Raw genomic sequence first — 1,160 nt, forward strand, 5'->3', positions numbered from 1 at the left:
ATGCTTGGTACTGTTTACAGTTGAGACTGTAAGTAGTTTTTAATACCTGTATTTTTTGATAAGTAACTGTTGAGTTTCTAACCAATCAATTTGCTCTTCTTGTTCATTTAAAATGTGATCAAGGGCTTCACGGGTAATGTAATCTTTTTTACTTTCAGCCAGTTTAACTGCGCTACGTAACTCATCAATAGTATCGAGCTCAAAACTCATGTTAGCAGCAATCATTTCTTCGCTGTTTTCACCAATACGTAATCGGCCTAAGTCTTGAAGGTTTGGTAAGCCTTCTAAAAACAAAATACGTTCAATTAATCGATCGGCGTTTTTCATTTTTTGAATTGATACTTTGTAATCTGCTTTATCAAGCTGTGTAAAGCCAAAGTCTTTAAACATGCGTGCATGTAAAAAATATTGGTTAATACCAACAAGCTCATTAGCGAGTACTTTATTAAGCGCTGCAATAACGTCTTTATCGCCTTTCATAATATGCTCCTACTAAGCCATTTGTGCTTGATGATAATTTTCAGAACCAATTTTATCAATTAAGCCAAGTTGTTGCTCTAACCAGTAAACATGGTCTTCTTCGGTGTCAAATAACAGTTTTTCTAAAATGCTACGAGATTGATAATCTTGTTGTTCTTCACAAATCGCAATTACATCTTTAACACAGGCAACCACTTCAAGCTCAAGTGTTAAATCGTTTTGCATCATGCTTTTTACATCACTACCAATTAGTAAATCACGACGCTTAGTCATGTTTGGTATACCTTCTAAAAACAAGATTCGCTTGATAAGCCAGTCTGCGTGATCTTTTTCTTCTTCCATTTCGTGGTTAAGGCGTTCGTATAGCTTGTTTAAACCCCAGTCATCATACATGCGTGAGTGTATAAAATACTGATCAATTGCCGCCAATTCGTTAGCTAACAATGTATTAAACGCATCGATTACTTTTTGATTACCTTTCATGATAAATCGCCTTAACTATTTTAATTGTATGCAGTGTATTACAAATAGCCTACATTGCAAGGTTTCTCTATAAAAATCATTGTGTTACTATTGGTTTTGATTCTTATTTAAGTTTGCGTTACTGCTTGGTTTACGCATGGTTTTTATTTGTATTAGCATCTGGAAATAAGTCATTATTAACAAATAAAAAGTGAGCT

1 protein-coding gene and 1 pseudogene are annotated in these 1,160 nt (G+C 34.1%); both read right to left on the reverse strand.

All coding sequences use genetic code 11. The features are described 5' to 3' along the window. Positions 1-14: 14 nt before the first annotated feature. Positions 15-480: pseudogene (bfr, locus tag P20652_RS13450) on the reverse strand (bacterioferritin). Positions 481-492: 12 nt separating this feature from the next. Further along, positions 493-963, reverse strand: coding sequence for a bacterioferritin (gene bfr / locus P20652_RS13445; RefSeq protein ID WP_008166824.1), 471 nt, complete (start codon positions 961-963; stop codon positions 493-495). Between the last annotated feature and the right edge of the window lie 197 nt (positions 964-1,160).

The sequence above is a fragment of the Pseudoalteromonas sp. BSi20652 genome, from assembly GCF_000239855.1.
Taxonomy (GTDB): domain Bacteria; phylum Pseudomonadota; class Gammaproteobacteria; order Enterobacterales; family Alteromonadaceae; genus Pseudoalteromonas.